Origin of the sequence: Marmoricola sp. OAE513, assembly GCF_040546585.1 — a bacterium.
Taxonomy (GTDB): domain Bacteria; phylum Actinomycetota; class Actinomycetes; order Propionibacteriales; family Nocardioidaceae; genus Marmoricola.
On record NZ_JBEPOC010000001.1, the window covers coordinates 2,937,846 to 2,963,787 of the forward strand.

The 25,942-nt window shown below is 70.2% G+C and carries 21 protein-coding genes; 15 read left to right on the forward strand and 6 right to left on the reverse strand.

Going from position 1 to position 25,942, the window contains the following annotated elements; translation table 11 throughout:
- Positions 1 to 52 precede the first annotated feature (52 nt).
- The 7 genes from ABIE44_RS14720 to ABIE44_RS14750 all read left to right on the forward strand — a co-directional run bounded on the left by ABIE44_RS14720 (position 53) and on the right by ABIE44_RS14750 (position 11,778).
- Positions 53 to 1,519: an LCP family protein gene (locus ABIE44_RS14720; protein WP_209716023.1), complete on the forward strand. Its 1,467-nt coding sequence runs from the start codon at positions 53 to 55 to the stop codon at positions 1,517 to 1,519.
- Between the two features lie 16 nt (positions 1,520 to 1,535).
- Positions 1,536 to 3,356: a glycosyltransferase family 2 protein gene (locus tag ABIE44_RS14725; protein ID WP_354438104.1), complete on the forward strand. Its 1,821-nt coding sequence runs from the start codon at positions 1,536 to 1,538 to the stop codon at positions 3,354 to 3,356.
- A 65-nt stretch (positions 3,357 to 3,421) separates the two neighbouring features.
- Positions 3,422 to 4,615: a UDP-galactopyranose mutase gene (gene glf, locus ABIE44_RS14730; protein ID WP_354438106.1), complete on the forward strand. Its 1,194-nt coding sequence runs from the start codon at positions 3,422 to 3,424 to the stop codon at positions 4,613 to 4,615.
- Positions 4,608 to 6,611, forward strand: a complete 2,004-nt coding sequence (locus ABIE44_RS14735) for a glycosyltransferase (RefSeq protein WP_209716017.1) — start codon at positions 4,608 to 4,610, stop codon at positions 6,609 to 6,611. Before glf ends, ABIE44_RS14735 begins: the two co-directional genes overlap by 8 nt.
- Positions 6,608 to 7,651, forward strand: a complete 1,044-nt coding sequence (locus ABIE44_RS14740; protein ID WP_209716014.1) for an ABC transporter permease — start codon at positions 6,608 to 6,610, stop codon at positions 7,649 to 7,651. The genes ABIE44_RS14735 and ABIE44_RS14740 overlap by 4 nt, the downstream gene beginning before the upstream one ends.
- Complete coding sequence (locus tag ABIE44_RS14745) at positions 7,651 to 8,433, forward strand: ABC transporter ATP-binding protein (RefSeq protein ID WP_209716011.1); 783 nt, start codon at positions 7,651 to 7,653, stop codon at positions 8,431 to 8,433. The genes ABIE44_RS14740 and ABIE44_RS14745 overlap by 1 nt, the downstream gene beginning before the upstream one ends.
- Before the next feature lie 351 nt (positions 8,434 to 8,784).
- Positions 8,785 to 11,778 carry an FG-GAP-like repeat-containing protein gene (locus ABIE44_RS14750; protein ID WP_209716008.1) on the forward strand — a complete coding sequence of 998 codons (2,994 nt, stop codon included), beginning with the start codon at positions 8,785 to 8,787 and terminating at the stop codon, positions 11,776 to 11,778.
- 5 nt (positions 11,779 to 11,783) lie between these two features.
- On the opposite strand, the gene ABIE44_RS14755 is transcribed toward ABIE44_RS14750, so the two are convergent.
- Entirely contained in the window at positions 11,784 to 12,431 is a 648-nt protein-coding gene (locus ABIE44_RS14755; protein WP_209716006.1) for a TIGR03089 family protein, read from the reverse strand.
- Positions 12,432 to 12,565: 134 nt separating this feature from the next.
- On the opposite strand from ABIE44_RS14755, the gene ABIE44_RS14760 reads away from it, so the two are divergent.
- A complete protein-coding gene (locus ABIE44_RS14760; protein WP_209716002.1) occupies positions 12,566 to 13,648 on the forward strand; it encodes a mannose-1-phosphate guanylyltransferase in 1,083 nt (360 codons plus the stop codon).
- Between the two features lie 122 nt (positions 13,649 to 13,770).
- Here the strand turns inward: ABIE44_RS14760 and ABIE44_RS14765 are convergent, their stop codons facing one another.
- From ABIE44_RS14765 to cofD, 3 genes are read right to left on the reverse strand one after another with little or no spacing between them, the layout of a single operon-like run.
- Positions 13,771 to 14,535 (reverse strand): DUF3105 domain-containing protein, encoded by a 765-nt coding sequence (locus tag ABIE44_RS14765; RefSeq protein ID WP_209715999.1) that lies wholly within the window; start codon positions 14,533 to 14,535, stop codon positions 13,771 to 13,773.
- A 40-nt stretch (positions 14,536 to 14,575) separates the two neighbouring features.
- On the reverse strand, positions 14,576 to 15,508 hold the full coding sequence (gene cofE / locus ABIE44_RS14770; protein ID WP_209715995.1) for a coenzyme F420-0:L-glutamate ligase: 933 nt from the start codon (positions 15,506 to 15,508) through the stop codon (positions 14,576 to 14,578).
- The gene (gene cofD, locus ABIE44_RS14775; protein WP_209715992.1) at positions 15,505 to 16,500 is read right to left on the reverse strand and encodes a 2-phospho-L-lactate transferase; all 996 of its coding nucleotides are present in this window, start codon (positions 16,498 to 16,500) and stop codon (positions 15,505 to 15,507) included. Before cofD ends, cofE begins: the two co-directional genes overlap by 4 nt.
- Before the next feature lie 174 nt (positions 16,501 to 16,674).
- Between cofD and ABIE44_RS14780 the strand changes: the two genes are divergently transcribed.
- The 3 genes from ABIE44_RS14780 (at position 16,675) to ABIE44_RS14790 (ending at position 21,214) form a co-directional block, all read left to right on the forward strand.
- Positions 16,675 to 16,929 carry a WhiB family transcriptional regulator gene (locus ABIE44_RS14780; protein WP_123233133.1) on the forward strand — a complete coding sequence of 85 codons (255 nt, stop codon included), beginning with the start codon at positions 16,675 to 16,677 and terminating at the stop codon, positions 16,927 to 16,929.
- A gap of 155 nt (positions 16,930 to 17,084) precedes the next feature.
- Complete coding sequence (locus tag ABIE44_RS14785; RefSeq protein ID WP_209715989.1) at positions 17,085 to 19,865, forward strand: glycosyltransferase family 2 protein; 2,781 nt, start codon at positions 17,085 to 17,087, stop codon at positions 19,863 to 19,865.
- A complete protein-coding gene (locus ABIE44_RS14790; protein WP_209715986.1) occupies positions 19,862 to 21,214 on the forward strand; it encodes a DUF5719 family protein in 1,353 nt (450 codons plus the stop codon). The genes ABIE44_RS14785 and ABIE44_RS14790 overlap by 4 nt, the downstream gene beginning before the upstream one ends.
- 1 nt (position 21,215) lies before the next feature.
- On the opposite strand, the gene ABIE44_RS14795 is transcribed toward ABIE44_RS14790, so the two are convergent.
- Positions 21,216 to 21,728, reverse strand: coding sequence for a metallopeptidase family protein (locus ABIE44_RS14795; RefSeq protein WP_354438110.1), 513 nt, complete (start codon positions 21,726 to 21,728; stop codon positions 21,216 to 21,218).
- A 49-nt stretch (positions 21,729 to 21,777) separates the two neighbouring features.
- Between ABIE44_RS14795 and ABIE44_RS14800 the strand changes: the two genes are divergently transcribed.
- Genes ABIE44_RS14800 through ABIE44_RS14815 form a run of 4 tightly spaced genes read left to right on the forward strand, consistent with a single transcriptional unit; the run spans position 21,778 to position 24,720 of the window.
- Positions 21,778 to 22,137: a DUF3499 domain-containing protein gene (locus ABIE44_RS14800; protein WP_209715983.1), complete on the forward strand. Its 360-nt coding sequence runs from the start codon at positions 21,778 to 21,780 to the stop codon at positions 22,135 to 22,137.
- A gap of 10 nt (positions 22,138 to 22,147) precedes the next feature.
- Entirely contained in the window at positions 22,148 to 23,494 is a 1,347-nt protein-coding gene (locus tag ABIE44_RS14805; protein WP_209715981.1) for a phosphomannomutase/phosphoglucomutase, read from the forward strand.
- Positions 23,495 to 23,522: 28 nt separating this feature from the next.
- The gene (locus ABIE44_RS14810; RefSeq protein ID WP_209715978.1) at positions 23,523 to 23,693 is read left to right on the forward strand and encodes a Trm112 family protein; all 171 of its coding nucleotides are present in this window, start codon (positions 23,523 to 23,525) and stop codon (positions 23,691 to 23,693) included.
- A gap of 7 nt (positions 23,694 to 23,700) precedes the next feature.
- On the forward strand, positions 23,701 to 24,720 hold the full coding sequence (locus tag ABIE44_RS14815; protein WP_209715975.1) for an SIS domain-containing protein: 1,020 nt from the start codon (positions 23,701 to 23,703) through the stop codon (positions 24,718 to 24,720).
- Positions 24,721 to 24,746: 26 nt separating this feature from the next.
- Here the strand turns inward: ABIE44_RS14815 and ABIE44_RS14820 are convergent, their stop codons facing one another.
- Positions 24,747 to 25,718, reverse strand: coding sequence for a DUF808 domain-containing protein (locus ABIE44_RS14820; protein WP_209715972.1), 972 nt, complete (start codon positions 25,716 to 25,718; stop codon positions 24,747 to 24,749).
- Positions 25,719 to 25,942 lie beyond the last annotated feature (224 nt).

The window sequence follows — 25,942 nt, forward strand, 5'->3', positions numbered from 1 at the left end:
GTGCGGCGCGGCGAACCGCAAGTGACGCATGTTACTGGTGATACTTGCCGACATGCAGTCCGCCCTTCCCCTGCGGCAGAGCCCGCTGGACCACCGCGCCCAGCTCGGCAGGATCCGTTTCCGTCGCGCCGTGGCGCTCATGTTCATGACCCTGGTGCTTCCCGGGTCTGCGCAGCTGGTCGCAGGCCGCAAGGAGACGGGCCGGATCGCGATGCGCATCTGGTTCGCCCTGGTGATCACCACGCTGCTGCTGCTCGCGGCGTTCGCGATCTCGCACTCGTTCGCCATCTCGTTCTTCCTCAACACCACGGTCCTGGGTCTGATCCGGATCGTGCTGATGGGTCTGGCGGTCGGCTGGGCCTACCTCTTCGTCGACGCGTGGCGCATCGGCGAGCCGCTCGCGCTGGCGCAGAAGCAGCGTCTCGCGATGGTCGGCATCAACGGCCTGCTCTGCTTCTCGGTCGCCGGCAGCCTGCTGTTCGCCTCGCACATGGTCACCAACGGCCAGAACGTGATCTCCGCCGTCTTCACGAACGGCAAGGAGAAGGCGCCCGCCAAGGGCCGCTACAACGTGCTGCTCCTCGGCGGCGACTCCGGTGCCGACCGCTGGGGCCTGCGGCCCGACAGCATCACCGTCGCGAGCATCGACGCCGACACCGGCAAGACCGTCCTGTTCGGGCTGCCGCGCAACATGCTCAACTTCCCGTTCGCCAAGGGTTCGGTCATGGCCGAGCAGTTCCCGGACGGTTTCGACTGCGGCGTCACCTGCGAGCTGAACTCGCTGGCCACCTGGGCCGCTGACCACAAGCCGTTGTTCAAGGGTGTGAAGAACCCCGGCGTCGAAGCCACCAAGCAGGCAGTCGAGGGCATCACCGGCCTGAAGATCCAGTACTTCGCGATGGTCAACCTCAAGGGCTTCCAGAAGATGGTCGACGCGGTCGGCGGTGTCACGCTGAACGTCCGCGACCGCATCCCGATCGGCGGCGTCGGCGGCCCGGTCACCGGCTACATCGAGCCCGGCAAGCGCAAGCTCAGCGGCTTCGACACGCTCTGGTTCGCCCGGTCGCGCGAGTCGGCCGACGACTACTCCCGGATGGCGCGGCAGAAGTGCGTGATGAACGCGATGCTGCAGCAGATCAGCCCGCAGAAGGTGCTGTTCAACTTCGACAAGATCGCCAAGGCGAGCGCCGCGCTCGTCACCACCGACATCCCGGCCAAGTCCGCGGACGAGTTCATCAACCTCGCTCTCGCGGCCCGCAGCCACCCGGTCCGGACGATCTCGTTCGTGCCGCCCGTGATCCGGACCGGTAACCCGAACATCGCCAAGATCCAGCGGATGGTGAAGAAGGCGATCGACCCGAAGGCTGCCAAGAAGGCCGCCAAGAAGTCCGCGAAGGCGGGCACCGGTGCCAAGGCGTCCCCGAAGAAGCAGAACGAGGGCACCACCGGCGGAGCGATCGGCAGCCTGCGCAGCGGGTACGCCGCGAACCAGGCGGAGGACCTCGGAGCAGCCTGCTGAGGTTAGGGTTCTCGTCGTGCCTCCTGCGTCTGCCTCCGGTCCCGTGACCCCGGGGGCCCGCCCGGAGACCCACCCGGAAACTCGTGTGGTCGCCGTGGTCGTGACCTGGAACAGACGCGACCTGCTGGTCGAGTCGATCGAGGCGTTGCGGGCGCAGACGCACCTCCCGGCGGCGATCGTCGTCGTCGACAACGACTCCACCGACGACACCGCCGGCCTGCTCGGGTCCTCCTTCGGGGACGGCCTGGACGTCGTACGGCTGCAGGAGAACACCGGAGGCGCCGGGGGTTTCACCGTCGGCGTCGAGAAGGCGCTCAACCACCACCCCGACCTGGTCTGGCTGCTCGACGACGACACCGTCCCCACCCCGACCGCCGCGGCCGAGCTGGTCGCTGCGTGGGAGAACTACCCCGGTGAGCGCCCGGCGGTCCTGGCGAGCCGGGTCGTCTGGACGGATGGTCGCGACCACCCGATGAACACGCCCCGGGCCAAGCCCGGGGCCACTGCCGAGGAGAAGGCCGCCGCGGCGACGGTCGGGGCCTTCCCGGTCCGGTCGGCCTCCTTCGTCTCGATCATGTGCGATGCCGCCACCATCCGCGAGCGTGGCCTGCCGGTGGCCGACTACTTCCTGTGGAACGACGACTTCGAGTACTCCACCCGGCTGATCCGCGACGGCGTCGGCCTCTCGTGCCCCTCCAGCCTCGTGGTGCACAAGACCAAGGTCTTCGGCTCCACCGATGTCGATCCGGGGGAGCGGTTCTACTTCGAGGTCCGCAACAAGCTCTGGGTGTTCTCCCGCTCCGGGGGGCTCTCGCTGCCCGAGCGCGGTCTGTACTCCGCCGCCACCGCGCGGCGCTGGGTGCGCACCTTCCGGTCCTCCAGCGACCGGAAGACCCTGCGCCGTGCGCTCGGTCGCGGTCTGATCGCCGGCCTGCGTCGGCCGCGCACGAACGGTGCGGTGCTGGCGACGGCCCGCCCCGTCCCGGTTCCCGCGGCGGAACCGTTGCCGTTCTCCCTGCTGATCAGCACGTACGGCGGCGACGACCCGGCGTACCTGCGCGACGCGTTCGTATCGTCGACCGAACGGCAGACGCGTGCACCGGCGGAGGTGGTGCTGGTCCAGGACGGACCGGTCCCGCCCGCCCTGGCCGCCGAGATCGCCCGGATCGTCGAGACCAGCCCGATCCCCGTCAAGCACCTCGAGCTCGCGGAGAACCTGGGGCTCGGTCCTGCCCTGGACGCCGGACTCGCCGCGTCGAGCCACGAGGTCGTGGCGCGGATGGACTCCGACGACGTCAGCCGTCCTGACCGGTTCGCGCGACAGCTGCCGCTCATCGAGGCCGGCGCGGACATCGTCGGCTCGGGCCTCATCGAGTTCGGTTCGTCGATCGAGGACGTCGTCGGCACCCGGACGCCGCCGACGGATCCGGACGAGATCCGTCGGGTGATCCGCTTCCGCGACCCCTTCAACCACCCGACCGTGGTCTACCGGCGCAGTGCCGTGCTGGCGGCCGGCGGCTACACCGACATGGCCCTGCTCGAGGACTACCTTCTCTTCACCCGCATGGTCGAGGGTGGCGCGGTACCGGCGAACCTGGCCGAGCCGCTGGTCTACTACCGGGTCGGCGACGGTGCCTACGCCCGTCGTGGCGGAACGAGTCTGCTGCGCAGCGAGATCGCCCTCCAGCGGCGCTTCCGGCGCCTCGGAATCACCTCACGGACCGAGTTCGTGCGCAACGTCGCCGTGCGCGGGGGCTACCGGCTGGTTCCCGAGGGTGTGAGAAAGGTCGCCTACCGTCGCCTGTTGGCGAACCGGACCGGCGAGGCTCGCGGCTAGACTGGCTCGGGCTTCCCGCGCGACGGGAAGTCTGACTGTGCATGTCTGGGCATCAAGGAGTGTGTGTGGACCCCGATCTCGTCATCGTCGGATCCGGTTTCTTCGGACTGACCATCGCCGAGCGCTGCGCGAACGAGCTCGACCTCAAGGTCCTCGTCGTCGAGCGTCGGCACCACATCGGCGGTAACGCCTACTCCGAGCGCAACGCGGAGACCGGCGTCGAGGTGCACAAGTACGGCGCGCACCTGTTCCACACCTCCAACGAGAAGGTGTGGGAGTACGCGAACCGTTTCACCACCTTCACCGACTACCGGCACAAGGTCTTCGGCAAGTACCAGGGGCAGGTGTACTCGCTGCCGCTGAACCTGGCACTCATCAACCAGTTCTTCGGGAAGAGCCACACCCCCGACGAGGCCCGGGCACTGATCGCGGAGCAGTCGGCCGAATTCGACACCGACGCCGCGCAGAACCTCGAGGAGAAGGCGATCAGCCTCATCGGGCGCCCGCTCTACGAGGCGTTCATCAAGGGCTACACCGCCAAGCAGTGGCAGACCGACCCGAAGGAGCTGAGCGCGGACATCATCACGCGCCTCCCGGTCCGGTACACCTTCGCCAACGGCTGGTTCTCCGACACCTACGAGGGCCTGCCCACCGAGGGCTACACGGCCTGGCTCACCAAGATGGCCGACCACCCGAACATCGAGGTCCGTCTCGACACCGACTTCTTCGACGCCTCCAACGGCGTCCGCGAGAAGTTCCAGGGCAAGGTCCCCATCGTCTACACCGGGCCGGTCGACGAGTACTTCGGCAACTCCGAGGGCCGCCTGTCCTGGCGCACGGTCGACCTCGAGGAGTCGGTCGTCGACGTCGACGACTTCCAGGGCACGGGGGTCGTGAACTACAACGACCAGGAAGTGCCGTACACGCGGATCATCGAGTTCAAGCACTTCCACCCCGAGCGGGAGAAGACCCACCTGCCCGGCAAGTCGGTGATCGTCCACGAGTACTCGCGCTTCGCGACCGAGGACGACGAGCCGTACTACCCGATCAACACCGCCGAGGACCGCGAGAAGCTCCTGAAGTACCGGGACCTGGCCAAGAAGGAGCCGCTGACCTTGTTCGGCGGTCGCCTCGGCACCTACAAGTACCTCGACATGCACATGGCGATCGGGTCGGCACTCTCGATGTACGAGAACAAGCTGAAGCCGCACTTCGCCGACGGTGCCGAGCTGAAGTCCGGAGGAGTAGACGGTGAGTGAGCCCCAGGGGACCGAGCGCAGGATCCTGCAGCGGTTCGTGCTGCCGGCGGACCGGGACCTCGACGTCGTCCCGCTGTACGTCGACACCGAGGCGGCCGTCCTCGACGCCGACCGGGACAGCGTCGGCGCGAGCAAGCGCGCCCAGGAGATGAACAAGACCGCAGCGCGCCAGGCGACCACCGCCGGGACGACGCTGCACCCCGAGGCGATCCTCGACCGGTTCCGGCTCAAGGTCGAGCACTCGAGCCGCCTCTCGCTCGGCACCTACTTCAACGCCTTCCCGGCGAGCTACTGGCAGCGCTGGACGATCGTCGACGAGGTCCGGCTCGACGTGACCGTGCGCGGCCTGGGCGCCAGCGTCACCGTCTACCGCTCGATGGCCAACGGGCGCTCGCAGCGGGTCGACGGGTGGACCTCGGAGTCCGAGGGCGCGGCGACCGCGTCCTTCGACCTGCCGCTGACCGCGTTCGTCGACGGTGGCTGGTACTGGTTCGACGTCGCCACGGCCGATGCCGAGGCCGTCATCGAGGAAGCGACCTGGAGCGCCGCCGTGCCGGCCGACCGGATCGCCGCCGGCTCGGTGACCATCGGCATCACCACGATGAACCGCCCGGACTTCTGCTCCGAGCTCCTTGCGCAGATCGGCGAGGACCCCGACGTGATGAGCGTCGTCGACGAGGTCCTGGTCATGGAGCAGGGCACCAAGAAGGTCGTCGACGACCCGGCGTTCGCGAAGGCCGAGGCAGCCCTCGGTACCAAGCTGCGGATCATCGAGCAGGGCAACATCGGTGGGTCCGGCGGTTTCGCCAGGGCGCAATTCGAGTCGCTGAAGTCCGACCGCTCGAAGTACGTGCTCTTCCTCGACGACGACATCGTCGCCGAGCCCGAGAGCATCCTGCGGGTGATCACCTTCGGTGACCTCGCGCGCCGCCCCACCATCGTGGGTGGCCACATGTTCTCGATCTACTCCAAGGCGCAGCTGCACAGCTTCGGCGAGATCGTCAACCGGTACCGCTTCTGGTGGACCTCGCCGGACTACCTGGAGACCCAGTGGGACTTCGGCGCCCGGAACCTGCGCAGCACCCGCTGGTTGCACCGCCGGGTCGACGTCGACTTCAACCCCTGGTTCATGTGCCTGATCCCGCTCTCGACGGTGAAGGAGATCGGGCTCAGCCTGCCGCTCTTCATCAAGTGGGACGACTCCGAGTACGGCCTGCGCGCCCAGGCGGCCGGAGTGCCGACGGTGTCCATGCCGGGGGCTGCTGTCTGGCACGTCCCGTGGACCGACAAGAACGACGCACTCGACTGGCAGGCGTTCTTCCACCAGCGGAACAGGTTCGTCGCGGCGCTGCTGCACTCCCCGTTCCAGCACGGCGGCCGGATGGTCCGCGAGAGCTTCAACCAGCAGGTCAAGCACCTCATCGCGATGCAGTACTCGGTCGTGGAGATGCGGCTGCAGGCGCTCGAGGACGTGTTCAAGGGTCCGCACGAGCTCCACGGCAAGCTCGGCACCCGGTTGGGCGAGGTCCGCGAGATGCGCAAGGGCTTTGACGACGCGACCCTGGCCCCGCACCGGGAGGCCTTCCCCGAGGTCCGGCTGGAGAAGCCGCGCAAGCGCACCGACTACTCCAAGATCCTCGGCCTGAAGGCACAGCTGGTCTCGGCCGGCCTCGGCGCGGTGCGTCAGTTCCGGCCCGCCAAGCCGCTCTCGCGCGAGTTCCCGCAGGCGAACCTGCCCGCGATGGACGCCCGCTGGTACCACCTGGCCAAGCTCGACTCCGCGATCGTGAGCATGCCGGACGGCACCTCGGCCGCGTTCTACCGGCGTCAGCCCGAGCAGTTCCGCGACCTGCTCCGCCGTACGGTCGAGATCCACCAGCGCCTGCACCGCGAGTGGCCGCGGCTGGCCCAGGAGTACCGCGGCGCCCTCGGTGAGATCACCTCCCCCGAGGTCTGGGAGAAGACGTTCCTGGAGTCGACGAAGGACAACGCGTGAGCAAGGCAGCAGACCGCGCCGCGAACACTGCGGCGAAGCGCAACAAGACCGACGAGAAGGGCCGTCGCTTCAACGCGGCCCGGCGCGCTCGCAAGGTGATGGAGAAGAAGGCCGACTCGATGCCGGTTCCGCCGGCGCTCGACGGTCCCAAGCAGGTCCGCGTGGTCAACGCCGAGCTCGTCGACCCGTCGCCGCGCGGTGGCATCGCGGAGGTCTTCCAGCAGCGCTACCTGCTGCGCCTGATCGTCGGCCGCCAGCTCGCCCAGCAGTACGCCGCCTCGGTGCTCGGTCTGCTGTGGTCCTACATCCAGCCGGCGATGCGCTTCGGGGTCTACTTCTTCGTCTTCGGTGTCGTGCTCAAGACGCACGGCGGCAACACCCCTAACTTCGCGCTGCACCTCTTCTCCGGCATGGTGATGGTCAGCTACTTCAGCGAGACCTGGCGCACCGGTACCGCCTCGGTGCGGTCCAACCGCGGCCTGCTGCTGAAGATGCGGATGCCGCGGGAGATCTTCCCGGTCGCCTCGATGGTGGTCGCGATGTACCACACCGGCCCGCAGATCCTGATCCTGCTGGTCTGCTGCGCGATCGTCGGGTGGCACTTCTCCTTCGCCGCGATCGCTGCCGGACTCCTCGGTTTCGCGATCCTGCTGCTCTTCGCGATGGCCGCGACGCTGTTCTTCTCCGCGCTGAACGTGCTCTACAAGGACTTCCAGAACATCGTCGCCACGTTCACCCAGTTCCTGCACTTCATGGTGCCGATGATGTACCCGTTCTCGTTCATCGCGAAGCTGCAGGACTCGCACCCGGTGATCTACCAGCTCTACATGGCCAACCCCCTGGCCGAGGCGATCCTGCTGCTGCAGCGGTTCCTCTGGTACCCGACGCTCGACGACCCGGACGGCAAGCTCCTCGACGCGCACTTCCCGCCCGACATGTGGGAGCGCGGCCTGATCATGCTGGTCATTTCGGCTGGCCTCGTCTACCTGTCCCAGAAGTTCTTCACGCGGCTCGAGCCGCAGTTCCCGGAGCGTTTGTGATGTCTGAATCGATCGTGGTGCGCAACGTCACCAAGGACTTCACGATGCAGTACCACCGCTCGTTGAAGGACATGGCGGTGGCGACCCTGAAGGGCCTGCCGCTCAAGGAGCAGTTCCAGGCCATCAACGACGTGTCCTTTACCATCGAGCAGGGCGAGTCGATCGGTCTGATGGGCCTGAACGGGTCCGGCAAGAGCACCCTGCTCAAGCTGATCAACGGCGTGATGAGCCCCGACCAGGGCACCATCCGCACCCGCGGACGCATCGCCGGCCTGATCGCGACCGGTGCCGGGTTCCACCCGCAGCTCACCGGCCGCGAGAACCTCTACCTCAACGGTGCGATCCTCGGCATGAGCGAGGCCGAGATCAACAGCAAGTTCGACGCCATCGTGGAGTTCGCCGACATCGGCAAGTTCTTGGAGACTCCGGTGTCGCACTACTCCTCGGGCATGTACGCGCGCCTGGGGTTCTCGATCGCGATCCACGTCGACGCCGACATCTTCCTGGCCGACGAGGTCCTCGCGGTGGGGGACCGGCCGTTCAAGAAGAAGTGCGTCCAGAAGATGCAGGAGATCCGCCAGCAGGGAACGACGATCTTCTACGTCAGCCACGCGACCGCGTCGGTGCGCGCGATGTGCGACCGCGTGCTGGTGCTGGAGTCGGGGCACTTGAACTTCGACGGTGATGTAGAGGCGGGGATCCGTTACCTGCAGTACGACGATGTCGAGGACGAGATCGGTGTTGACGGGAACGATGATGAGGAGCTCGGGGCGGACATCTAAAGTCCGCTTCGCCCTTCGCCTCACCTTGGCCGCGTGCCGCGAATCCCGGCGGCGCCAACCAGCCGTTCGCTGCGCTCACGGGTGCCAGGCCCATCCACGACGCCGCCGGGCTCCGCGGCCCACGACCTGAGTGCGCCCTTCCGTCGCTGCCTCATGCCCGTAGTGTCTGTGCCGATGTATGTAGTGGTCGCTGCTGCATTTCTGTCCAGATCTGGGAATGCATTTAATTACACGGTTGTAATTAGAGGAATTACAAGGTTGTAATTGAAAAGAATGTATTGCTAAGGGCTGTTACTAATGTGACTCTTGGGACTCGTGTGAATCACTTCCCCCTCACACTGGAGTCCTTGAATGCGTACGTTCCGAGCTCGCTACATCACGATCTGCCAGCAGATCCTGGTCACGGCTGTCGTGGTGGCCGTGGGTCTGTCGGCTGCTGGGGTGATGACGCTGCAGATCGTGGCGCCCGAGAACGAGTCACCGGTCGTGGACGGAGGTGCGCTCGGGATGGCGCCGGCGATCGACGTCACCGACGGGTACGCGGCGACCAAGGCGGTGACGCCGAAGGTGCGGGAGATCAAGGTCGCGCCGGTCGCGGTCAAGGCTCCGGCGAGGAAGCGCGCCCAGGCGCCCGCGAAGAAGGCCGACGCCGGGCGAACGCTCGCTGCGGTCTCGAAGCCGGAGAAGGTGCACGGCTACGCGACCGTCGGCGTGACCTGGAAGGCGGGGGAGGACCTGGCCGAGGACGACATCGAGGTGCAGGTCCGCACGAGGAAGAACGGCGCCTGGTCGGGGTGGACGACCGCGGCGTACCACGACGAGCACGGACCGGACGCAGGCACCGGTGAGGCCGAGCGGGCCACCCGTCCCGGCACGGACGCCGTCGTCATCGGCGACGTCGACGCGGTGCAGATGCGCGCCGAGACCGCCGACGGCACCGCTCCCGACGACCTCGAGCTCGCGGTCATCGACCCGGGCACCGCGGCGGTCACGAAGGAACCGGCCGCCATCGACACCGCAGAACTTCCTGCCTCCGATCGCGACGCAACGAGCTCCGCGCCGATCGAGTCGACGGCAGGGATGGAGGGAACCGACGGGGCTGCGACCCATGGGGATGGGGCCGCAGCCTCGTCGGACCTCGAGCTGGCGGCAATGAAGGTCGCCCCGAAGCCGACGATCTACTCCCGCGCCCAGTGGGGCGCCAACGAGAAGCTCCGCGACAAGAGCTCGCTGCGCTACGGCACCGTGCAGACCGGTTTCATCCACCACACGGTGAACGCGAACAACTACACCGCCGAGCAGGTACCGGCTCTGCTCCGCGGCATCTACGCGTACCACACGCAGTCCCGCGGCTGGTCGGACATCGGCTACAACTACCTGGTCGACCGCTTCGGCCGCATCTGGGAGGGCCGCTACGGCGGAGTCGACCGCGCGGTCGTCGGGGCGCACACGCTGGGTTACAACGAGTACGCCTTCGCGATGTCCGCGATCGGCAACTTCGACATCGCCCAGCCGCCGCAGGCCGTGCTCGACGCGTACGCCAAGCTCTTCGCCTGGAAGCTGTCGCTCTACAACATCCGCGCGGACGCTTCCGGCCTGACCGTGAAGGGCAAGAAGCTCTTCGCGATCAACGGGCACCGTGACGTCGGCAAGACAGCGTGCCCTGGCAAGTACCTGTACGCGAAGATCCCCTCGATCCGGGTCGCGGCCCAGACGCTGCAGAACAAGGCCCAGGTCCCGGTCGACCCGGTGAACCGGGCCGTGATCGCGGCTCCGAAGGGCCTGGTCGCCCCGACCGCGAAGCCGACCGCGGCAGTGCCGCAGCCCAGGCTGACCCTGCCCGTACGCCGCAACCTGGCCGGCAGCGCGTGGGCGGACCTGATCGTGAAGTCGGCCAGCGGAGTCATCTCGGTGGTGCCGACCGAGGGCGTCCTGTCCTACGCCGGCCCGATCATCTCGAAGGGCAGCTGGTCCGACCTCAGCATCATCGCGGCCGCCGGCGACCTCACCGGGGACGGGAAGGCGGACGTGGTCGGCAAGATCAAGAAGTCCGGCGCCGTCCGGGTCTTCCCGGGCGACGGCGCGGGTCACGTGTCGCGGGCCGGCGTCGGCCGCACGATGGCCTTCGACCGGGTCAAGAGCATCGTCGGGGTCAAGGACTTCACCCGCGACGGCAGGAACGACGTCGTCGGTGTGGACAAGAAGACCAGCGCGCTCCTGCTCTACCGCGGTCTGGGCAAGGGCACGTTCGCGCCGCCGGTGGTGCTCAAGAAGTCCTGGCCGTACACGAAGACGGCCGGTGTCGGTGACTTCAACGGGGACAAGCAGGCCGACCTCATGGTCGTCTCCGGAGACCGCACGCTGTACCTGGTCCCGGGTGCCGCGAAGGGCACCAAGCTCGGCAAGCCGGTCCGCCTCGGGGCGCTGGCCGCGCCGGTCAGCGCGCTGCTCGGCTGGGGAGACCTGACCGGGGACAAGAAGGCCGACATCGTCGTCAAGGACACCGGCACCGGCCTCGGTCGGATCCGCTCGGGTCTCGGCAACGGCCGGGTCGGCACGACGTACGGGCCGTTCGAGAGCCTGCGCGGCCTCACCAAGATCACGATGGCACCGATGGTCGGGACCGTGGCAGCGGACGCGGTCGGACGGGACGCCGCGGGTCGTCTGGTCGTCGTCCCGAACAACGGTCGGCGCAACATCAGCGCGCCGCTCCCCAGCAACCTCAAGGTCCCCGCCGCGACCCAGATCCTCAGCGTCGGCGACTGGGACAAGGACGGCAAGTCCGACGTCGTCGTCCGCCTCTCCGAGGGCAACGCCCTGCGCCTCTACCCGGGCCTGGGCAACGGGAAGTTCGGCCAGCCGCGCTCGCTGGGTCTCGGCTGGAAGTCGGTCAACCGGCTCGCCGCGGTCGGCGACGTCACGGGCGACGGCTTCCCGGACCTGATCGGGAAGATCGGCTCGGGACCGCTGACGATCTTCCCCGGCAACGGCACCAAGGCCTTCAAGGCCCCCACACTCGCTCCGGCATCGCTGCGGACGTTCAACCAGATCGGGAGCGCCGCGTGGTCGCCCCGAGGGGCGGCGTTCACCTCGTCCGACGGCTCGTTCGTGCCGTTGGCAGGAGGCGCGCTGGGCACCGCCCTGCGGGCGGCGAACGGCACGGCGACGCCCGTGTACGACACCTACGTCGGCGTGGGGGACGCCAACGGCGACGGTGTCGCGGACCTGCTGGCCAGGGAGAAGGGATCCGGCACGCTCTGGTTGCTCCCGGGGAAGACATCCGGTGGGTTCGCCCCCCGGGTGTGGGTGGCAACCGGGTTCGCCGGCTACCAGCTGCTCGGCTGAGGCCGTCAGTTCCCTGCCCGCACGGCAGCGGTGGACCGCTCACTCTGGGAGTGGGCGGTCCACTGGTCGTCGTCGGCACCCACGACCAGGATCATCGAGCCGCTGCCGGCGAGGAGGCCGACGACGAGGTCGCGGCCGGCGTCCGAGAGCGGGTTCACGTCGGTGATCACCCGACGGTCGTCGGCGAGCGGCTCGCCGAGGTCGGTCGGGTCGTCCGGCGAGAACACGTCGCTCTGACCTGCCCACAGGACGCCGTGGTCCAGGACGCCCTCGGGCAGCGGCTCGCTGAAGCGGGTCGCGAACGGGTGCAGCGCGCAGGCCATCGTGGTGGCGGCCCGGGTGCCGACCTCGAGACCGGTCGGGCCGACGATCGCCACCGGGGCCGAGTCGTCGAGGCGCAACCCGGCCGAGAGCAGGCCACCCAGGAAGACGACGCCGAGCCAGTGCGGCGGCAGGTCGACGTGCAGGTCGTCACCGGGGTCGAGCATGAGCTCCTCGACGAAGAGGTTGGCGGTCTTGGACACCCAGTTCGCGTACGTCGTGACGGACAGCTCGGTCCGCTCGCCGGTGGTGTCGTCGTAGAACGTCACAAACGGGGCGGAGGGGTCGCGACGCAGGCGCTTCGTCAGGAGTTCGGGGAAGGTCGTGGGCACGTGCACACCCTGCCAGGTTCGCCGACACGTCGCTTTCCCGCAGGCAGGTCCTGTTCGCTGCGCTCATGGACCTGCCTGCGGCAAACCGACGGGTCGGCTCCATCAGCCTGCGGCTGATTGGCATGATGACGCCCATGGATGAGCAGTTGTGGGCAATCGTTCCGGCGGGCGGCGCAGGGACGCGTCTCTGGCCGCTGTCACGCGCAGGGGCACCGAAGTTCCTGCACGACCTCGCCGGGAGCGGCCGCACCCTGCTGCAGGGCACCTACGACCGGCTCGAGCCGCTCGTCGGCGACAGGCTTCTCGTGGTGACCGGTGTCGCGCACCAGGACGCCGTCCGCGGTCAGCTCGACGCGCTTCCCGCCGACCAGGTGATCGCCGAGCCGAGCCCGCGCGACTCGATGGCCGCGATCGGCCTCGCCGCTGCGATCATCGAGCGCCGTGACCCCGATGCGGTCATCGGTTCGTTCGCCGCGGACCACGTGATCGCCGACCCCGAGGCCTTCCGCGCCTGCGTCACCGAGGCCGCTCAGGTCGCGCGGACCGGCGCCCTGGTCACGATCGGCATCGAGCCCGACTTCGCGTCGACCGGCTTCGGGTACATCAAGCTCGGCGACCGGCTGAGCGACTTCGCCTCCGCGCACGGTGTGGCCGCGTTCGTGGAGAAGCCCGACGCCGCCACCGCCACGGCGTACGTCGCCAGCGGCGACTACCGCTGGAACGCCGGCATGTTCGTCGCGCGCGCCAGTGTCGTCCTCGACCTGCTCGCCCGCGAGCTGCCGGATCTCGCCCGGGACCTGCGTGCGATCGCCGCGGACCCCGAGAAGTTCGACGAGCGCCTCGCCGAGCTGTGGCCCGGTCTCGCGAAGATCGCCATCGACCACGCCATCGCCGAGCCGGCGGCGGCAGCGGGCAAGGTCGCCGTCGTTCCCGGGTCGTTCGGCTGGGAGGACATCGGCGACTTCGAGGCGCTCAGCAGCCTCCTGGACGGCGCCGAAGGCATCAAGGTGCTCGGCGATGCCGGCAGGGTCGTGTCGCGCGACAGCAGCGGCCTCGTGGTGGCCGGGACGGACCGGACCGTGGCAGTGCTCGGCCTCGACGACGTGGTCGTCGTCGACACCGGCGACGCGCTGCTGGTGACGACCACGGCGCACGCGCAGGAGGTCAAGGCGATCGTGGAGGCCCTCAAGGCCGCCGGCCGCACCGACCTCGTGTAGCAGGTCCGCGACAGCCCCGGTCGTCGACAACTCCGGTCGTCGAGCTTGCCGAGACGGGGTGAGGCTCTGCGCCCACGTCACCACATCTCGGCAGGCTCGATGACCGAGCTGCTCGATAGCCGCTACACCAGCGGCTGACCCGGCTCCGGGCTCTGCTCGTTGGTGTACTTGTTGAAGAACGCGTCCATCACGCCACCGCTGACCGAGGTGCAGTACTGCCAGTTGCCGGCCTGCTTCGACGTGTCGCCGGGGTTCTCGGCGTCGGCGGACCAGCGCGTCAGGGCGATGTGCTTGCCGTCGGGGAAGGCCTTGCCGTCGGCGGGCAGACCGTCGTGCTCCTTGGTGTACCAGGGGACGGCGATGAAGCGACCCTGGGCGTTCTGGAACTTCTCGGCGATGGCCTTCAGCTGGTCCATCTGCTTGTCGTCCTTGGCGGCCGTCTCGTCGTACCAGGCGATGACGTAGCCGTGCTCGAGGTTGTGCACCAGGGCAGCGACCTCGGGACGGTCGGCGGAGTAGAACGGACGACCGAACGCGGTCGGCGACGGCCGGTGGTTGCCGAACGACGGCGGCGCGTCGTTGTAGGTGATCGGGGTGCCGTCGGGGATGTGGTTCTGCTGGCCGTCGGTCTTCGTGGTCTTGATCGGGTCGCAGCCCGCGGCGGACTCGGTCTTGCCGATCGAGGCCAGCTTCTTCTTCGCCAGGGCGTCCTTGTCGCGGCTGTCCTTGATCGCGACGAACGCGGCCGAGCCGATCAGGGCACCGACGACGATGATGCAGGCGCCGAGGATCAGCAGGCTGCGGGTGCGCTCCTTGCGAGCCTGCTCGCTGCGCATCTGCTCGACCATCGCGCGACGCTCGTTGGTCTTCTGGTTCTTCTTGGCCACGGGGCTGCTCTCTGGCTCGGCGGTCGGATCGAGGGGAAGTCTACGAAAGCGGAGCAAGAGATGTGGACGTGTCCGCGTTTGACCCGGGAGCGGGGGCCCAGCCGAACGCGAACAGCAGCGCTCCGAGGCGCACGTCGGTCGCCGGAGCGGCGACCTCCAGCCGCCCGTCGAGCTCGGTGACCGCGAAGCCGCACTCTGTCAGCGCGGCCACCAGGTCGCCGACCAGTGCAGGGGCGCCGAAGGCCGTGCGGTCGCGTCCGGCCAGGGCGGCGGTGACCGCCTCGCGGCTGCCGAGGCCGAACATGTCGGTCCCGACCTCGCGGACCAGGCTGCGAGCACCGGGCCCGTGCTGGCCGCGGGGGAGCACCCGGTCGGCGAGACCGCGGACGACGGTGACCGGACGCCCGCCGAGCTTGCCGCTGACGACCTCGGCGATCCCGGTGATCTCGTCGGCGACCGCCGGCGCGGTGACCGCGAGCGGGTTGCCGTAGGAGTCGGTGCTGCCGTCGAAGGACACCATCGGCTCGAGGCCGGCCGCCCCTACCGCGATGTCGGTCTGACCGTGCCGCCACGCGCGACCGGCGGTGTCGCTGATCAGCACGGCGACGTCGTACCCGGTGCTCGCGGCGAGGTCCTCACGGATCCGGCGGGCGGACGCGTCCGGGTCCAGGGGCAGCAGCACCAGCTTGCCGGGCTCGACGTTCGAGGCGTCGATCCCGGCCGCCGCCATCACCAGCCCGAGGTGGTTCTCCACGATGCTCGTCGGCCCGCGGCGCGCTACGAGCCGGACGGTCTCGGCGCGGATCGCGTCCTCCCGGTCGACCGCCACGACCCGGCCCTCGGCCTTGCTGACCACCTTGCTGGTGATGACCACGACGTCACCGTCCGCGACGTACGGCGCGCACAGGGCGGCCAGGTCGGTACCCGCGGTGACCTCACCGATGCCGTCGGGGGAGAAGACCTCGATGCTCACAGCCCGGCCAGGGCGATGACCTCGGCGACCATGTCGGCGGTGGCGTCGTGGTCGGTCATCATCAACGGGACGGCCCGGGCCCGGATGCCCGCGTCCTCGATCCGCTCGACCAGGCCGGCGTCGACGGTGTCGACGAGCCAGCCGTCCAGCAGGCCTTCGGCGGCGCGTGCCCCGTAGTGCTCGGCGACGCCCGCGGCGGACACCTCGACGCCGATGATGCCGAGCAGCTGTCGAGCCATCCCGCGGACGTGGTCGGCGCCGACGATGCCCGAGACGCCGACGACCGGCGCCGAGGTGCTGCGCACGGCGTCGCGGATGCCGGGTACCGCCAGGATGGTGCCGACCGAGACGACCGGGTTGGAGGGCGGCAGGATGAGCAGGTCCGTGTCGGTGATGGCGGCGAGCACATCGGGTCCGGGCCGGGACTCCTCGGCGCCGATCGGCACCACGGCGTACGCCGGGACGTTCGCCTGGTGCCTGATCCAGTACTCCTGGAAGTGCACGGCGCGGCGCTCGTCTGTGTCGGGGTCGTCGATGACGACGTGCGTCTCGATCCGGTCGTCGGACATGGGGAGCAGCCGGACCCCGGGCTGCCAGCGCTTGCAGAGCGCCTCGGTGACCTGGGTCAGGCCGAACCCGGCGTCGAGCATCTGGGTGCGCACCAGGTGGGTGGCGAGGTCGCGGTCGCCGAGGCCGAACCACGTCGGCTCCACGCCGTACGCCGCCAGCTCCTCCTTCGCGTGCCAGGTCTCGTCGGTGCGTCCCCACCCGCGCTCGGGGTCGATGCCGTTGCCGAGCGTGTACATCACGGTGTCGAGGTCGGGGCACACCTTGAGGCCGTGGACCCAGATGTCGTCCCCGGTGTTGGCGATCACCGTGACCTCGGTGGGGGAACCCGTTCTCTCGATCAGCCGGAGCACGCCCTGGATGAAGCGGGCGCCTCCGACGCCTCCGGAGAGGACCGTGATCCGGTTCGGAACGTCGTTCGTCATGGCAGAAGTGTGTCCCTCGGAGGATTCCAATAGCAGACCGGGGCTTGACTTCACCGGTACGACAGGCATGTAATCACATCAGTGTGGTTTTCAACTCCGACGCACGTCGGTGAGGAAGGTCACTCTCACACAACATCGCAACCCGTCAGGGTTGCTGGGTCGAAGGGGAACATCGTGCGCGAGCTGTATCTGCTCGAGGGGGACGCTGACGAGAGCGGTTGGCAGGAGCGTGCCCTGTGCGCTCAGACCGACCCGGAGGCGTTCTTCCCGGAAAAGGGTGGTTCCACCCGCGAAGCCAAGCGTGTTTGCCTGACCTGCGACGTCCGCGGGGACTGCCTGGAGTACGCACTCGGCAACGACGAGCGCTTCGGCATCTGGGGCGGGCTCAGCGAGCGGGAGCGGCGCAAGCTCAAGAAGCGCGCAGTCTGAGCCAGACGCCGTGAAATCGCGCACCCCGCCGCGTTCTCGTCGCTTGGCGGCCGCTTCGCTCTGAGGCCGCCTGCGCTCCTCAGCCTTGCAGGGCACACGATTTGACGACGTCTGGATTCTCTGGGGCTGGGAATCAGGTCCTAGGCTGACCCCTCGTGAAGGTCACCGCGCTCCTCGTCAGCCACAACGGTGCTCGCTGGCTTCCAGCGGTGCTCGCCGGCCTGGCTGCGTCGACGCGCAAGATCGACGCGATCGTCGCCGTCGACACCGGTTCGACCGACGACTCGGTCGCCCTCCTGGAGCGCACGATCGGTGCCCCGGCCCTCCGCCTCGACCCGCGGACGCCGTACGCCGAGTCGATCCGGGTGGCGCTCGCGCACGCCGCGCCGGCCCAGCCCGACGAGTGGATCTGGCTGCTCCACGACGACTCGAACCCGTCGCCGGAGTGCCTCGCCACCCTGCTGGAGACGGCTGCGAGCGTCGGCCCCGAGGTCGCCGTCCTCGGCCCGAAGCTGCGGGAGTGGCCCTCGTTGAAGCGGCTGCTCGAGGTCGGCGTCACGTTGACCGGGACCGGGCAGCGCGAGACCGGCCTGGAGCGTGGCGAGTACGACCAGGGTCAGCACGACGAGCCGCACCGGGTGCTGGCGGTCAACACTGCCGGCATGCTGGTGCGCCGCGAGGTGCTCGAGCAGGTGGGACTCGACCAGTTCCTGCCCGTCTTCGGCACTGACATCGACTTCGGCTGGCGGGTGGCGCGCGCCGGCTACGCCACCCGGGTGGTCCCCGACGCGGTGATGTTCCACGTGGAGGCGTCCCGGCAGGGCCGCCGCGACTCCGAGCTCGTCGAGCACCCGGGCCGACAGATCCGCGAGGGCGCCCAGTACACGCTGCTGGTCAACAGCCCCGGCTGGACCATCCCGTTCCGCTCGGCCCGGATGATCCTCGGCGGTCTGCTGCGAGCCCTCGGTCTGCTGCTCGTCCGCGCGCCCGGGGAGGCCGCCGACGAGGTCGCCGCTCTGCTCAACATCTTCAGCCACCCGCGCCGGATCCTGCGGGCCCGTCGCGGGCGTGCCGAGGGCGCGACGGTGACCCACCAGGAGATCCGTTCGCTGCTGGCACCGTTCTGGCTGCCCTACCGGCACGGCCTGGACTACGTCACCGACGTGGGCGTCGCGATCGCCGCCAGCCTGCGCGAGCAGGCCGAACGGCGCCGTCCGCCCGGCGTCACCGAGGAGACGCCCTGGTTCACCCGGCTGCTGCGCGCCCCCGCGCTGTGGGCCCTGCTGCTCGCCGTGGTCGCGGGTCGGTCGTTCCTCGACGGCGCCGGCCCGCTGCACGGTGGCGCGCTGCTCCCGGTCCCCGAGCACGTCTCGCACTGGTGGCAGCTGTGGGGCGGGTGGCAGCACGACCTCGGCACCGGGTCCAGCGCGCCGGGGCCGGCGTACCTGTTCCCGCTCGCGCTGCTCGGAACGGCGCTGCTCGGCAAGGCCGAGCTCGTCGTCGTGGCGGTCTTCGTGCTCGCCGTGCCGGTCGCCTTCCTCGGCGCCCTGCGGTTCCTCCGCCGGATCTGCACCGGCCCGTGGGCGCCCCTGTGGGGTGCGGCCACCTTCGCGCTGATGCCGGTGGTCTCCGGTGCCGTCAGCCAAGGGCGGCTCGGCACCGTCGTCGGTGCGGCCGTGCTGCCCTACCTGGTCACCGCCGCCCTGGGCCTGGTCGTCACGGTCCCGTCCGAGAGCGGACACACCCCGGAGGTGCGCCGCTGGCGCTCGGCCTGGCGCACGGCCGTCCTGGCCGGGCTGCTGATCGCCTTCGTCCCGCCTGCCCTGATCGTCCTGGCCCTGCTCCTGCTGTTCGCGGTGATCAGCGGACTGCTCCAGCCCCGGTCCCGGGAGCTGGTCGTCGTGCTGGTCGTCCCGGTCCTCCTGGTGCTGCCGTGGGCGATCGCGACCTTGAGCGTCCCCGGGGCCTGGCTGGTCGAGGCCGGCCGGGCCGCGGCGCTCCCGTCGTCCCCGACCTTCCTCGACCTCGTCCTGGGACGCAGCGCCGGCGTCATCGAGGCGCCGGCCTGGTTCGGGGTCGGGCTCCCGCTCGCCGCGCTGCTCGCGTTCCTGCGGCCGGACACCCGCCCGCGGGTGCTGCAGGCGTGGGCGGTCGTGCTGGCCAGCGCGACCGTGCTCGCGGCCACCTCCCGCGTCCCGGTCACCCTGCCCGGCGTCCCGGTCGACTTCCGGCCGTGGCCCGGCTTCCTGCTGATCCTGGTCCAGGGTGGCTTCATCGTCGCGGCCGCGATCGCCGCCGACGGTGCGGTCAAGCTGTTCTCCGAGGCCAGCTTCACCTGGCGGCAGCCGGTCGCGGCGCTGACCTGCGCGGCGGCACTGGCGGCGCCCGTGCTCGCCACGGGTTGGTGGCTGGCACGGGTCGACGAGGGTCCGGTGCAGCGGTCGGCGACCACCGAGCTCCCGACGTACATCAAGGAGCTGGCCCTGGACACGAACGAGGTCGGGGTCCTGCGGATCACCGGTGGACTGCAGTCCGGCATCGAGTACCAGCTGCTGCGGTCGGGGCCGCAGCGTCTCGGCGACGACGGCGTCCTCGCCCTGACCGAGCCGGACCGCCGCTTCCGCGCCCTCGTCGAGAGGTTGCTCTCGACCGCGCGCACCGACGACGCCGACCTGCTCGCGTCGTACGGCGTGCGCTACGTCTACGCACCGGCCCCGGTCGCCGGTGTGGTGAGCGGAGGGCTCGACGCAGCACCGGGCTTCCTCGACGCCAGCGCGCCGGCGCCCGGGTCGCGCACCTGGGCCGTGCAGCCCGACCCGAGCCTGAAGGGTGTCGACAGCGACCGTGCCCTGACCCGCCCGCTCTGGGTCGCGGTCAGCGTGCTCACCCTGATCACCGCGCTGGTGCTCGCGGCTCCCGACCGGCGGCGCCGATGACGACCCCGAGCCCCGCCCCCGCCCCCGCCGGCGGCAGCCGCCGCGCCGCGACCCGCACGAACCCCGGCCGGATCGTGATGTTCTGGCTCGTCGTCGTCGGGCTGACCGTGGGCATGCTGACCCTGGCCGGGACGACGCCGCGCGGGATCGGCCGACCGGTCGAGGACCCGTCGCGGGTCCAGCTGGATCGACGCACCTTCAGCTGCGCCGGGGGCATCGAGGGCGCGAGCACCCGGTCGGGCAGCGTCAAGGAGGGCCTCGCCGCCGCGAAGACGGTGCCGGTCGATCCGCGCCAGCCGGTCACCTTCGTCGCCGGGCGGGACGTCGCCACCGGTGCCTTCGCCGGGCAGCAGGCGAGCACGGCGACATCGCTGGCCTGGCTACCCTGTCCCGAGCCCCGGGCCCGGTGGTGGTTCGTCGGGGCGGGCGGCGCGGCGGTCACCCACGACACCGTGCTGACGTTGAGCAACCCGCGCGCCGGTGAGGCCAGCGTCGACATCGAGGTCTTCGGCCCCGACGGCCCGGTCGAGGCGCCGGACTTCTCCGACGTGCAGGTCCCCGCCGGTGGGCACAAGGTCATCGACCTCGCGAAGACCGCTCCGGCGGTCGGCGAGCTCGCCGTCAAGATCATCGCGCGCCGCGGGCTGGTCGCGGTCTCCGCCGTGGACCGGTTCTCGCCGGGCGCGGTGGGCGACACCGCCACCGAGTGGCTGCCCGCCCAGTCCTCGCCGGGACGGTCGACCACGATCGCCGGCATTCCGCCCGAGCGCGGCGCCTCCACCCTGGTGGTGGTCAACCCCGGTCCGGTCGAGGCGATCGTCAAGGTGTCGGTGATCGGCGCGACGGGCACGTTCACCCCCGAGGCGCTCAGCGAGTTCATCGTCGGACCGGAGTCGGTCCAGACGCTGCCGATGGCCTCGGTCATCGACGGCACGCCGCTCGCGCTGCGGATCACCTCCGCGCAGCGGGTGACCGCGACCCTCCGATCGGTCAAGGCCGGGGACACCTCCTACGCGACCGGCGTCCGGCTGATCCGGGGCAGCACGGCGTTCGCCGTCCCGGACGGGAAGGGGCAGCTGGTGCTCTCGTCGCTGCGCCAGGGCTCGACGGTCCAGGTGACGGCGCACGGCAGCGGCGGCGAGACCCTGCTCGACGACGCCGTGAAGGTGGCAGCGCGCACCAGCGTCCCGGTGGCGCTGCCGGCCGGCACCCGCTACGTGAGCCTGGAGGCCGACCGGGTCGACGCGGTCGCCGGGTTCTCGGTCCTCGGCAAGGCAGGCGTGACCGGTGCCGGCGTGATGCCGTCACGCAGGTCCGTGCTGCTTCCGCAGGTCAGCCTCGGCTGGTAGCTCAGGGAGCCTCGTACCCCGGGTGCACGTCCTCGGCCGGCAGGCCGAGGACCTCGGCGAACTGCTCGACCACGACCGTCAGCAGCAGCGCCTCCAGCTCGAAGGCACCTTCGGCGCGGTGCTCCAGCGGCCGTCGGAACAGCACCAGCCGGGGTGCGGCGGCGCCCTTGCGGTCGACGTAGGTCGCCAGCGGCACGCTGCCTGCGGCCCAGTTCTGCCCGATGATCGGGACCTCCTCGACCGCCAGCTCGACGTCGCCGAGCTGCTCGACCCAGCGGGAGGCGACCGCACGCATCACCCGCAGAGCGATGTCGTCGAACCGTTCGGACCGGGTCTGCGCCGCCGGGACGCCCCCGGGCACCAGCGGACTGGTACCGAAAGCGGGACCGCGCATGCCGCGGTCGTGCCGGTCGCGTCGCCGGGTCCGGGCCGGCCGGCCCGGACCGGTGACGGCGCCGGAGATCGCCACCGCGATCGGCTCGGCGGCGTCGGGCGACTCTGAGGTTTCTGGCACGCCGCGAGCCTAATCTCCCGGGCCCCGTCCTGCGGGTAGCCTCTGCTGCGTGAGTCTGAGCCGCCGCTGTTCGCGCACCGCGTGTGGTCGCCCTGCGGCGACCACCCTCACCTACGTGTACGCCGACCAGACCGCTGTGCTCGGCCCGCTCGCGACGTACGCCGAGCCGCACGCCTACGACCTGTGCGTCGAGCACAGCGAGCGCCTCAGCGCGCCCCGTGGTTGGGAGGTCCTGCGCCTGGTTCACGACGACCCGCACGCGCACTCCAGCGACGACCTGCTCGCGCTCGCCGACGCGGTCCGCGAGGCCGCGCAGCCGCGTCCGGTGGCCGTCAGCCGCGAGCCGTTCGAGATGCAGGAAGGCACCCGGAGGGGACACCTGCGCAGCCTGCGTCCGACCCACGACTAGGGTTCGACCCATGTCGACCGACCTGAACGCTTTCTTCAAGGCCTACGACGTCCGCGGCACCGTCCCGGACCAGATCAACGCCGACCTCGTCCGCAGGGTGGGCAACGCGTTCGTCGCCGAGATCGGCACCGACCCGATCGTGGTGGGTTACGACATGCGGCCTTCGTCCCCGGAGCTCGCACGGGCGTTCGCCGAGGGCGCCAACGAGGCCGGAGCCGACGTCACGCTGATCGGGCTCTGCTCGACCGACGGTCTCTACTTCGCCTCGGGGCACCTCGGCCGCGCCGGTGCGATGTTCACCGCCAGCCACAACCCGGCGCAGTACAACGGGATCAAGATGTGCCGGGTCAACGCGGCCCCGATCGGGATGCAGACCGGGCTCGCCGAGATCCGCGACCGGGTCGCCTCGGAGGAGACGCTGACGGCCGAGACCCCGGGCCGCACCGACGAGACCGACCTGCTGGCGGACTACGCGAGCTACCTGCTGCAGCTCGCGCCCGTGACCGGTCGCCGGCTCAAGGTCGCCGTCGACGCGGGCAACGGCATGGGCGGACTGACCACGCCGGCCGTGCTCGGCCAGATCGACGCCGAGGTGGTGCCGCTCTACTTCCAGCTCGACGGCACGTTCCCGAACCACGAGGCCAACCCGATCGAGCCGGAGAACCTGGTCGACCTGCAGGCGGCCGTACGCGAGCACGGTGCCGACATCGGTCTGGCCTTCGACGGCGACGCCGACCGCTGCTTCCTGGTCGACGAGAAGGGCGACCTGGTCAGCCCGAGCGTGCTCACCGCGCTCATCGCCGCACGCGAGCTGGCCAAGGAGCCGGGAGCACCGATCATCCACAACCTGATCACCTCCCGCGCCGTCCCCGAGATCGTCACCGAGCTCGGCGGCCGGCCGGTCCGCACCCGCGTGGGTCACTCGTTCATCAAGGCCACGATGGCCGAGGAGAACGCCATCTTCGGCGGCGAGCACTCGGGCCACTTCTACTTCCGCGACTTCTGGCGCGCCGACTCCGGCATGCTCGCCGCGTTGCACGCCCTGGCCGCGCTGGCCGAGACCGACGCCCCGCTGTCGGAGGTGCTGGCGCCGTACAGCCGGCACGTCGCGAGCGGTGAGATCAACTCCGAGGTCGCCGACCAGCAGGCAGTGGTCGACGCGATCGAGGCCGACTGGAGCACCCGCCCCGGAGTTACCACCGACCACCTCGACGGCCTCTCCGTCGTGCACGACGACTGGTGGTTCAATGTCCGGGCGTCCAACACCGAGCCCCTGCTGCGGCTCAACGCGGAGGGCAAGGACGCCGGGACGATGGAGCGGATCCGCGACGAGGTCCTCGCCGCGATCCGTTCCTGACCTCTCGACCACGACCTGGGAGATCACGATGAACCTCGACCCGAAGCTGCTCGACCTGATCGTCTGCCCGGCCTGCCACGCCGGCCTGGCCGTCGACGACGCCGCGAACGAGCTGACCTGCACCGGCTGCGGGCTGGCCTACCCGGTCCGCGACGACATCCCGGTGCTCCTGGTCGACGAAGCCCGACGGCCCTCCTGAGCCCGACGTGTTCGACGACGGACTGCTCGACGACACCGACGCGCTGAGGCTCGCCGAGCCCGACCTGCGCCACCTGGCCGAGGCCGGCGCCCGGGTACGCCGGGAAGCGGTCTCCGCTGCCGAACCGCTGCTCTCCGCGGTGTCCCGGCTCGCCGACACCCCGCCGCGCGCGGTGGTCGCCGCCGGTCCGGACTCCCGGTTGCTGCGCGCGGTCCTCGAGCCGACCTGCCCGGTCCCGTTCGTGGCCTGGCCCGGAGCCGGACTGCCCGGGTGGGCCGGTGCCCTGGACCTGGTCGTCGTGCTCGCTCCCGACGGCACCGACCCCGGGACGGCGGCCGGTGTCGCGGAGGCCGTCCGCCGCGGTTGCCAGCTGGTGGTGGCCACCCCCGAGGACTCCCTGGTGGGCCGGCACGTGCCGGGGCGCTACTCCACGCTGCTGCCGACGGTCACCGGCGACCAGCTCGCCACGGCGACCGTCATGCTGGACCTCCTCGACCGCATCCACCTCGGTCCGGACACCGACCCCGAGGTGGTGGCCAAGGCGCTCGACGACGTGGCCGTTGCCTGCGGACCGCACCGGGACCTGGCCACCAACCCGGCCAAGATCCTGGCCAGCGGCATCGCCGAGACCAGCCCGGTCATCTGGGGCGGGACCGTGCTCGCGGCGCGTGCCGGACGCCGGGTGGCCGAGTCGATCCGCCGCGCCACCGGGCGGGCCGCCCTGGCCGCCGACGCCGAGCACCTGCTGCCGGTCCTCGGGGCGGCGGCGCCGGTCGACGTCTTCGCCGACCCCTTCGCCGACGAGGTCGCCGACCTGCGACCGTCGCTGGTGGTTCTCGACGACGGTTCGGAGGACCCGATGGTGACCGAGACCCGGGACCGGCTGCGCGCCCAGGCCGATGCCAACGGAGTCCGCATCGAGCGGGTGACCACCGAGGCGGACGGCGAGGTCGCGCGGTACGCCTCCCTGCTCGCGACGGGGACCTTCGCCGCCCGCTACCTGGAGTTGGGGCTGTCCGGGCCCTGAGCTCGTGCCCTGAGCTCGTGCCCTGACTAGTGCCCGGCGCCGTGCTTCTTGAGCGGCAGCAGGTGCATGATCACCACGACGACCGCACCCACGGCGATGCCGAGGATCGCCGAGCCGATCGTGTTCGTCAGCCAACCGAGGACGGCCGCGCCGAACGACACCGCGTGCTCGACCTCGTGCTGCAGGTGGTGGACGAGCTCGTAGGGGCCGTGGACACCGAGGTCGTCGAGGCCGACCAGCAGGATGTGTCCGCCGACCCACAGCATCGCGGCGACGCCGACCGTGGCGATCACCGAGAGCAGCCGCGGCATCGCCGTGACCAGACCGCGGCCGAGCTTCTGCACGGCGGCCGAGGACTTGCCGGCCAGGTGCAGGCCGACGTCGTCCATCTTCACGATCAGGGCGACCACCCCGTAGACCAGCGCGGTGATGCCGAGCGCGACCACGACCAGGATCAGGGCGCGGGAGACGAACGGTTCGTGGGAGACCTCGTTGAGCGCGATCACCATGATCTCGGCCGAGAGGATGAAGTCGGTGCGGACGGCGCCCGAGATGACGGTCTTCTCGGCCTCCGCGGCGGCGTCCCCCTCGAAGTTCTGCGCCGTCTCCTCGATCGTCTGGTGGTGGCCGGACCCCCAGGTCTGGTGCAGGCGTTCCCAGACCTTCTCGGCGCCCTCGAAGCACAGGTAGGTGCCGCCGACCATGAGGATCGGGGTCAGCAGCCCCTCGGCGAACTGGCTGAGCAGCAGGGCCGCGGGAAGGATGAAGAGGATCTTGTTGCGCAGAGAGCCGATCGCGATCTTCTTGATGATCGGCAGCTCGCGGTTGGAGGCGACGCCGGAGACGTACTGCGGGGTGACGGCGGTGTCGTCGACCACCACGCCGGCCGCCTTGACGCTCGCCCGCCCGGCCGCGGCCCCGACGTCGTCCAGCGACGCCGCGGCCAGACGAGCCAGGGCGGCGATGTCGTCGAGAAGTCCGAAGAGTCCAGCGCTCACGGTCGGAGCCTAGCGAGCGCCCGAGCTTGCTCGAAGCCGAGTGGGCGACGAACCGTTGACCGAGCGCAGCGAGGGATCACGGTCGGAGCCTAGCGGGGGCGCGGGAACGCGCGGTGTTCACGCCCCGGAGTCCGGACATACAGGTACGATGTGACCCGCGCCTCGCGCACGAGATCGTGGCCAGACGCCCAGAACTGCTTCGTACAGGTCCACGCATGCCTGCA

What these genes read in the sequence shown, in the direction of transcription:
- ABIE44_RS14720 (WP_209716023.1), top strand. Translation starts at nt 53, where the DNA reads ATGCAGTCCGCCCTTCCCCTGCGGCAGAGCCCGCTGGACCACCGCGCC.
- ABIE44_RS14745 (WP_209716011.1), top strand. Translation starts at nt 7,651, where the DNA reads ATGTCTGAATCGATCGTGGTGCGCAACGTCACCAAGGACTTCACGATG.
- ABIE44_RS14750 (WP_209716008.1), top strand. Translation starts at nt 8,785, where the DNA reads ATGCGTACGTTCCGAGCTCGCTACATCACGATCTGCCAGCAGATCCTG.
- ABIE44_RS14760 (WP_209716002.1), top strand. Translation starts at nt 12,566, where the DNA reads ATGGATGAGCAGTTGTGGGCAATCGTTCCGGCGGGCGGCGCAGGGACG.
- cofD (WP_209715992.1), bottom strand. Translation starts at nt 16,500, where the DNA reads ATGACGAACGACGTTCCGAACCGGATCACGGTCCTCTCCGGAGGCGTC.
- ABIE44_RS14790 (WP_209715986.1), top strand. Translation starts at nt 19,862, where the DNA reads ATGACGACCCCGAGCCCCGCCCCCGCCCCCGCCGGCGGCAGCCGCCGC.
- ABIE44_RS14805 (WP_209715981.1), top strand. Translation starts at nt 22,148, where the DNA reads ATGTCGACCGACCTGAACGCTTTCTTCAAGGCCTACGACGTCCGCGGC.
- ABIE44_RS14810 (WP_209715978.1), top strand. Translation starts at nt 23,523, where the DNA reads ATGAACCTCGACCCGAAGCTGCTCGACCTGATCGTCTGCCCGGCCTGC.